This is a genomic window from Natrinema soli (genome assembly GCF_028618695.1).
Genome location: NZ_JAQIVI010000683.1, coordinates 1 through 8,408, shown reverse-complemented (window position 1 = coordinate 8,408; position 8,408 = coordinate 1). Strand labels below are relative to the sequence as shown.

Annotated in this window: 5 protein-coding genes and 1 pseudogene; 4 read left to right on the top strand and 2 right to left on the bottom strand. The window is 63.6% G+C overall.

Translation table 11 applies throughout. The features are described 5' to 3' along the window. The 4 genes from PGX04_RS29985 to PGX04_RS29970 form a co-directional block, all read left to right on the top strand. Window positions 1-1,100: amidohydrolase (locus PGX04_RS29985; RefSeq protein WP_273741831.1), on the top strand; the 1,100-nt coding region annotated here is incomplete at its 5' end. A gap of 247 nt (window positions 1,101-1,347) precedes the next feature. After that, complete coding sequence (locus PGX04_RS29980; protein ID WP_273741830.1) at window positions 1,348-1,995, top strand: DUF8102 family protein; 648 nt, start codon at window positions 1,348-1,350, stop codon at window positions 1,993-1,995. Between the two features lie 372 nt (window positions 1,996-2,367). After that, entirely contained in the window at window positions 2,368-4,035 is a 1,668-nt protein-coding gene (locus tag PGX04_RS29975) for a BCCT family transporter (protein ID WP_273741829.1), read from the top strand. A gap of 171 nt (window positions 4,036-4,206) precedes the next feature. Continuing rightward, entirely contained in the window at window positions 4,207-5,571 is a 1,365-nt protein-coding gene (locus PGX04_RS29970) for an aminotransferase class III-fold pyridoxal phosphate-dependent enzyme (RefSeq protein WP_273741828.1), read from the top strand. Window positions 5,572-5,717: 146 nt separating this feature from the next. Here the strand turns inward: PGX04_RS29970 and PGX04_RS29965 are convergent, their stop codons facing one another. After that, the gene (locus PGX04_RS29965) at window positions 5,718-7,745 is read right to left on the bottom strand and encodes an ATP-binding protein (RefSeq protein ID WP_273741827.1); all 2,028 of its coding nucleotides are present in this window, start codon (window positions 7,743-7,745) and stop codon (window positions 5,718-5,720) included. 479 nt (window positions 7,746-8,224) lie between these two features. After that, window positions 8,225-8,408: pseudogene (locus PGX04_RS29960) on the bottom strand (threonine ammonia-lyase); the annotation flags it as partial.

Below are 8,408 nucleotides of genomic sequence, written 5' to 3'. Positions count from 1 at the left end.
CGCCGGCGGCGGAACTCGAGCCGTGGATCGAGCGCGCCCGCGAGGCGGGCGTTCGGTCGGACGTTCTCGAGCGCACGGCCGACGGTCACACGGGCGTTATCGCGGTGCTCGAGCAGGGGGAGGGCCCCTGTATCGGGTTGCGCGTCGATCTCGACGCGATTTCGATGCGGGAGTCCGACGAGAGCGAGCACCGGCCGGCCGCCGAGGGATTTCGGTCCGAACACGACGGCTACATGCACGCCTGCGGCCACGATGCCCACCTCGCGATGGCGCTGGGGACGCTCGAGGCGGTCAAAGAGAGCGAGTTCGACGGAACGCTGACGGTGTTCTTCCAGCCCGCCGAGGAGATCTCCGGCGGCGGGAAGGCGATGGCCGAGAGCGGCTATCTCGACGACGTCGACTATCTCCTCGCCCTTCACATCGGCCTCGACCATCCGACGGGCGAGATCGTCGCCGGCATCGAGAAGCCGCTGGCGATGGCCCACCTGACCGCGACGTTCGAGGGGGCGAGCGCCCACGCCGGCAAAGCGCCGAACGAGGGGGCGAACGCCATGCAGGCGGCGGCGACCGCGATTCAGAACGCCTACGGAATTCCGCGGCACAGCGACGGGCTGACGCGGCTGAACGTCGGTCGAATCGAGGGCGGCACCGCGAGCAACGTCATCGCCGAGGAGGTCACCAGCGAAGCCGAGGCCCGCGGCGAGACCACCGCGCTGATGGAGTTCATGCGCACGGAGCTCGAGCGCGTCTGCTACGCCGCCGCCGAGATGCACGACTGCGACGTCACGCCGCGGGTGATCAGCGAGTCGCCCCGCGTCGACAGCCACCCCGCGCTCCGCGACCTCGTGGGGAACGTCGCGTGGGAGATCGACGGCGTCGATCGGGTGATTCCGAGCGAGGAGTTCGGCGTGAGCGAGGACGTGACCTACCTGATGCAGCGGGTCCAGGACGGCGGCGGCCTCACGTCGTACGTCCTCGTCGGCACCGACCACCCGACGAGCCACCACACGCCCACGTTCGACATCGACGAGGAGAGCCTCGAGATCGGTGTGGAACTGCTCACCGAGACGGCTACCGAACTCTCCCGTCGGCGGCCGTAGCGGACGGCTCTCGATCGAGACTGAGACGGCCCTGTAACTGTGTTCCGGTGCACCCGCATGGGGGATCGGTGTGCGCCGGAACTGGCTGCCAGTAGTCCGGCTAACGGCTCTCATCGGGCGGACGGTTCGCCGCAACTCTCGTGGAAAACCGCAATGCTGACCGACAGTCGAGCGAACGATTCTGTCCGGCGAGCATCACGTTCGCCGAATGGGAAACGTTAATTCGCGGGCTCTCCGTGTATCCCCTATGAGCCAGGACGACGTTCCGGAGTCGTTGCGGGCGGCGGCGGACTCGGATCGCCCGCGCGGCATTCTCACGCCCTCCGACCGCGATTTCCTGCTCGGTCGGAAGACGGACTACACCGATCACTCGAAGAAACAGAAGCGAAACCGGATCCGACGCCGGGTTCGCAACGCGATGCTCGACTTCAGCATCCTTTTCGAGTACATGGAGGAACGCGATCGAGAGACGGTCTTCGATCCCGACGCCGAGGATCGCGACGCCTACACGCAGGGCATCACCGATATGCTCGCCTTTCTCCATCTCGGGACGATGGGGTATCACACCCCGTTCAAGGACATGCTCTCGGAGGGCGTCGGCAAGGCCGAACAGCGCCTCGCCGGCTCGAACTACCGAATGGTTAACGTCGAGTTCAACGTCGAACCGGTCGGCCAGATCGACGTCGACGAGGTCGTCGACAAACTCGAGAACGAGGAGTTCGCCCAGCTCACCGACGAGGAGCTCCGTGCATTCGTCCGGTTACTGACGATGTCCGAGGGTTTCTCGCCGGAGGATACTCGCTCGGAGATCAAAGACCGGGTCGACGAGTTCGCCGAGCGCGTGGCCGAGAGCACCGAGACTCGCGAGCAGACGCTCGAGGAACTGACGAACTGACGTAGTCGTCTTCGGATTTCGTTTTCGGTCGGACGAATCGTCGGTCCCAACGTCGTTCCACACACCGTCAGCCGCGTTAGTGTTCAGTTACCGATTGCCATTTCGATTGGCCAAATTTATATTTCACTTCGCGGTAAATTCCAAATTTCCATTTATAGGTAGAACTCCACTATATTCAATGCAATAGGTGCGGATTTCTGCATAATTACTGGGAAATATATAATAAACGCAATCTGTAGATAATCTAGCCGAGTGAGAAACACTTATTGTATACGCCGTTAATGGTAGCGGTATGCCATCATGCAGCATGGCGAATGGTAGGTGGAATCACGAGAGATCGTTCCGCTGCCGTCCGATACCGGGGGTGGGACGATGAGCGACGCTGATCAGGGGATGGTCGACGAGTTCCTCGAGGAGATCGATCTGGTCGTCTTCGCGTTCGGAGCGCTGTTGACTGTTGGGGTGATCGCGGCGTTCTTCATCAGTCCGAGTACGGTCGAGAGCGGCATCTCGACGCTGAACGATCAGATGCTCGGTGCGTTCAACTGGGCGCTGCTGTTGATAGTCTTCCTCATTGTCCTTTTCCTGTTATTCCTGATCGTCGGCCCGTGGGGCAAGATCAAGATGGGAGACGAGGATCCGGAGTACAGCTTCCTGTCGTTCTTCGCGATGCTGTACTCCGCAGGCTTCGCCGCTGGCGTCGTGTTCTGGGGGCCGACCGAGGCGCTGTTCTACTACGACGCGCCCTCCCCCCTCTTCGGCGGCGTTGAGGGGGGGTCGGCCGAAGCGATGACCGTCGCGATCCAGCAGACGCTGTTCCACTGGGCGTTGCCCCAGCTCGCGGTATTTACGATCATGGGTATCGCGATCGGGTACTTCGCATACAATTACGAGAACGTCCCGTTGCGGGTGTCATCGGCGCTGACGCCGATCATCGGTGCGGATAATCTGGACGGCCCGTTCGCGAAGACCGTCGACATTCTCGCCGTCTTCGCGACGATCGGCGGGGTGGCAACCTCGCTCGGTTTCATCGGGAGCCAGTTTATCACTGGCCTGGACTACCAGTGGGGTATCAGCATGGGGAACATCGGTATCCTCCTCGTCGTGACCTTCATGACGCTCCTGTTCACCACCTCGATGGTGTTGGGGGTCGACAAGGGGATCCGCCGGCTCTCGAACTTCAACATGATTCTCTTCGTCGTCCTCATGGTGGCGACGTTCATCGTCGGTCCGACGCTGTTCCTGATCCTGCTCGGCACACAGGCCTTCGGCGGGATGATCACTGACTTCGTCTCGATGAGCCTCTTCACCGGCGCCGGCGCCCTCGGTGCGGGTAATCCGGAAGCGACGGAGTGGATGAACACCTGGACCGTCTTCTACTGGGCGTGGGCGCTCTCGTGGTCCCCGTTCGCCGGCCTGTTCATCGCCCGCATCTCGAAGGGCAGAACCGTCCGCGAAGTTGCCTTCACCGGCATCGTCGCGACGTCTGCGGCCACCATCCCGTGGTTCACGTTCGTCGGTGGCACCGCGGTCTGGTCCCAGCACAACAACATCGCCGACTTCAGCGCGGTGATGAGCGGTGAGGCCGGCGCGGAGATCTCCGGGTTCATCCTGTTCGAAACGTTCCCCCTGGGATCGCTCTTCATGCTGGCCTTCATGGTCCTCGTGACGACGTTCTTCGTCACCTCCGCGGACTCGTCAACGCTGGCCGTCTCGATGATGACGACCGGCGGCAAGGCACGCCCGTCAACCATCAACCGAATCTTCTGGGGCGTCGTCCTCGGCATGACCGCGGCGATCCTGATGATCCTCGGCGGCACCGGCAGCGCGAACACGCTCCAGCAGGCGGCGATCATCACCGGGACACCCTTCGCCTTCGTCTGCTTCCTCGCGATGCTCTCGTTGATTAAGGACTTCGGCTCGAGCTACGGTCGCGTCCTCCTGCAGGACGAAACCGTCCTCATCGGCTCGAGTGCGAAAACCGAACCCGAGCCGGAGTCGCCCGGGCCGGGCGGTCCCGTCGAATCGGACGACGACTGAGACGGACTGACAGGAGTCCGTCTGAACCGCCTGCGCCCCTCCATCTCTCGGGCCAATCCGCTTCGGCCGTCATGCTGTCCGTTTTTTCGCGCCGCCGATACCCGACTCCCGCGACGACCTCCTCGCCAACCGATAACAAGTTTTAATGTATGAGGTACACATAAATTGTGTATGGATAGGGACACGGCGGAACCCGACGCGGACGCGCTTCCGGGGCCGAACGCCCAGCAGTGGGTCGAGTTCCATCAGGAGTACTCCGCCCCCAGCGAGTACTCCCACGAGTTCGTCTGGGACGTGACCCGCGAGGCCGATGGCCCCTTCGTCACCGACGTCGACGGCAACGTTCTCCTCGACTTCACCTGCCATATCGGCGCGGCACCGCTCGGCTACAACAACGAGAAGGTCCTCGCAAAGGTCCGCGAGTTCGACCTCGTCGAACCGATGAAAATCGCCGGACAGGACATGTACTTCGGCTCCGGCCCCAGCCCCGGGGAGGCCGAGTTCCCCGGCTCGAGTCACCTCATGCAGAAACTCACGGAGGTCTCGAGTCAGTACGGGATGGATACCGTCTTCCTCTCGAACTCCGGCGCGGAGGCCATGGAGAACGCGATGAAGATCACGACCGACTACCGCGCGCCGTCGAAATACGGCGTGGCCTTCTCGGGTAGCTTCCACGGCCGGACCCTCGGGACGCTGTCGATCACGAAGTCGAAGGAGGTCTACACGCGCCACTACCCCGAAATCAGCGGGATCGAAACGGTGCCGTTCTGCGATGATCGGGGCTGTGACGGCGAGAGTTGTGACTGTGGTTTCTTCGCCGGCGGCGGCTCACAGCTTCGCGATATGCTCGCGCCCGAAGGCGGCTACGTTGATCCCGACGAGATCGCCTTTCTGACCCTCGAGCCGATTCAGGGCGTCGGCGGCTACCGATTCCCCAGCGAGGCGTTCATGCAAGAGGTCGCCGACGTCACCGACACCTACGACATCCCGCTGGTCGTCGACGAGATTCAGGCCGGAATCGGCCGCACCGGCGAGATCTGGGCGTCGGACCACTACCCGATCGAACCCGACGTCATCGCGAGCGCGAAGGCCTTGCGCGTCGGCGCGACCATCTCGCGCTCGGAGGTCTTCCCCAGCGAGAAGAATCGCCTGGGTTCGACCTTCGGCGGTGGCGACATGCTCGGCTCGATGATGGGCGCGTTCACGCTCGAGGCCATCGACGAGTACGACCTGCTGGACAACGCCACTCGGCGGGGCGAGCAGGCCAAAGAACTCCTGCGCGACGACGCCCCCGACTCCGTCGAAGACATCCGGGGCAAGGGGCTGATGCTCGCCGTCGAGTTCGACACCCCCGAGCGACGGACGAGCGTCGTCCAGGCGGCGCTCGAGCGCGGCCTGCTCACCCTCGGCTGCGGGAAGAAGACGATCCGCCTGCTCCCGCCGTTAGATTCGACCGAGCGCGAGATCGAACTGGGTATCGGCATCTTCCTCGAGGCGATCGAGGCCGTCGGACCGAGCGCGAAAGTGGCCGACTGAGACCGCGTCCGTCGAGGTTCACGTCGCTTCGATTTTCGTTTTCGGCGTCGCCTCGAGTTCGTTCGGTGATCGTCTCGAGGAGATCCGTAACCGAATCCCGTCGTTCCGGAGCGGCGTCGATTCCCGTGATTCGGCGTCAATCGGCCCTAGTCGGAATCGCTCGCCGCCGGCAACGTGAACGTAAACGTCGAGCCCTCGCTCGGTTCGCTGGTGACCCAGATCTCGCCGCCATGTCGCTCGACGATGCGCTCGCAAATCGCGAGTCCGATCCCCGTTCCGTTGTACTCCTTCTGTTCGTGATAGCTCTGGAAGACGTCGAAGATCCGATCGCCGTATTCCGGATCGATGCCGATTCCGTCGTCGCTGACCGAAATCTCCCATTCGGGGCCGTCTCCGGAACGGCGCTCGGCCGCGACGGTTATGCGAGGCGGGTCGTCCCCGCTGTACTCGATGGCGTTATCCAGCAGGTTCTGGAACACCTGCCGTAACTGCCCGCTGTCGCCCGCTACGGTGGGGAGCGAATCGGCGGTCACCGTCCCGTTGCTCTCTTCGAACCGGAGCCGGAGGTCGTCGAGAACGTCCTCGAGGACCGCGTTCAAGTCGACCGGTTCGAGGGGTTCGCCCTCCGTCTCGACGCGGGAGTACTGGAGCAACCCGTCGATCATCTCCCGCATGCGATCGGCGCCATCGACCGCGAACCGGAGAAACTCTCGCCCGTCTTCGTCCAGCCCGTCACCGTACCGACGTTCGATGAGTTGCAAGTAACTCGACACCATTCGAAGTGGCTCCTGCAGGTCGTGGCTGGCGGCGTAGGCGAACTGCTCGAGGCGGTCGTTAGATGCCTCCAGGCGTTCGATGAGCTCCTCTGATCGCCGTTCGCGTTCCACCCGTTCGGTGACGTCCGTGAAGAGAACCCCCACTTGCGCGTCCGTTTCGCCACCGACCGGAAACGCGTAACACTCGAGGATCCGACTCTGTGCCGCAAGTTCGCGCTCGAATCGCACCGGCTCTTCGGTCTCCACGACGGTAGTATAGGTCTCGAACCATTCTCGCTCCGCACCCGGAACCGCTTCTCGGATCGTCTCTCCGACGACGTCCGTCAGTCCCGTGTGCTCTTCGAACGCCGGATTCGCCTCGATATAGCGGAAGTCGATCGGCTCAGCCGGTATCGTGTCGACTCTCTCGATGACGCAGTACCCTTCGGACATCGAGGTGAACAGATCCCGATACCGCTCTTCGCTGTCTTCGAGCCGCTGCTCGCGCTGCTTTCGCTCCGTGATATCGGTGACTGCACCGTGCATTCGGACCGGCTCGCCACTCGCATCGTACTCCACCTCGCCGCGGGAGACCATCCACAGGATTTCGCCGTCGGCGTTTTCGACGCGGTATTCGGCGCTGAACACGCCCGACTCGAGTGCCTGGTCGAGTCGGTCCCAGATCCGGTCCTTGTCCTCGTCGGGAACCGGTTCGAAGAACGCCTCTATCGGGGCGCCCGACGTCACTACCGCCGGATCCATCCCGTACGATTCCGCGAGGAATTCGTCGGCGGTGAAGACGTTCTCCCGTACGTCCCACAGCCAGAGCCCGATCGACGCGGCGTCGGTCGCGACGCTCAGTTGGGCCTCGCGCTCGCGGAGCTGGTCCTCCTTGTTCGCGCGCTCGATCGCCGCCGCCAGGATATTCGCGGCGCTTTGCACGAAATTGGCCTCGTGCGTCGTGAACTCCTTACGGTCGGTCGTATGCGTCCCGAGCACTCCCCACGGCTCGTCGACCGAACCGATGACGACGCTGATCCCGCTTACCACGTCGTGGCTCGTGAGCAACTCGGGGCCGGAGAAGCGCTCTTCCTCGCGGAGGTCGTCGACGATGACCGGCTCCTCGCTGATGAGCGTGTAGCCGGCCTGCGAATCGAGATCCGTGGGCACCGTCGCCGACCCGACCAGTCCCTCGCGCCAGCCGACGCCCTGCCGCAGGAAGACTTCGTCGCCGCCGGGTAACCGCTCGAGCACCTTGCAGTACTCGTTGTCGAGCGTCTCGGCGACGGCGACCGTCACGTCGCGCATCAACTGATCGAGGTCGTCCGTCTCCAACGCTCGCTGGCCGAGCTCCGCGATCACCTCTTGCTGCCGGATTCGGGCCTGAACATCGGAGTCGGTCGAGGAGGGCGATCCCATGCTACCACAGTATTCGACGCGGGTTACAAAGCCCCTCGGGTACCGCGAGCGGCTAGTTCACGCTACTGGTTACTGTCGACGTTTCCGCTGTCGCCCGCCGTCGCTTCTCCGCACCCGGTTCACCGGTCACTACTGTGATCACAGTCCTCTCGGAGGGAGACAACCGACGCGCGGTGGCGCACGCTGACGACACGCCCGAGCGCTGCGAAGGCGTGGCGGGGATTGCGTGCGAGGTCGTCACGAATAGTGCGGGACCGACGGTCCCGCATACCATTCGAATAGTGCGAGGCCGTGGCCCTCGCAGACCAGTGAACGGGCGCTACGCGCCCGTGAACAGACGGCGGCGGAGCCGCCGTGAGCAGACGGGTGCTTCGCACCCGTGAGGAGAAATCGGCTGGGGAGGGAGCGGCGATTCCCTGTTGCCACGATAGCAAACGCGCCGTTTCATCACCGTCCCCCTCGAGCCGTCGCCAAAGCGATCAATCGAACGAGCGCTCGAGCACCGAAACTCCCTCGAGCGCGTCTAGCGCCTCGAGCACCCCCGCGAGATGCTCGGGGCCGCTCCCCTCGAGTCCGACGGTCACGGGCACTCGATTCGGCTCATCGACCGCGGTTCGCCGCGCGCGCTCGAGGACGTCCAGCTCGGCACCCTCGGCTGCCACC

What these genes read in the sequence shown, in the direction of transcription:
- PGX04_RS29970 (WP_273741828.1), top strand. Translation starts at nt 4,207, where the DNA reads ATGGATAGGGACACGGCGGAACCCGACGCGGACGCGCTTCCGGGGCCG.
- PGX04_RS29965 (WP_273741827.1), bottom strand. Translation starts at nt 7,745, where the DNA reads ATGGGATCGCCCTCCTCGACCGACTCCGATGTTCAGGCCCGAATCCGG.
- PGX04_RS29975 (WP_273741829.1), top strand. Translation starts at nt 2,368, where the DNA reads ATGAGCGACGCTGATCAGGGGATGGTCGACGAGTTCCTCGAGGAGATC.
- PGX04_RS29980 (WP_273741830.1), top strand. Translation starts at nt 1,348, where the DNA reads ATGAGCCAGGACGACGTTCCGGAGTCGTTGCGGGCGGCGGCGGACTCG.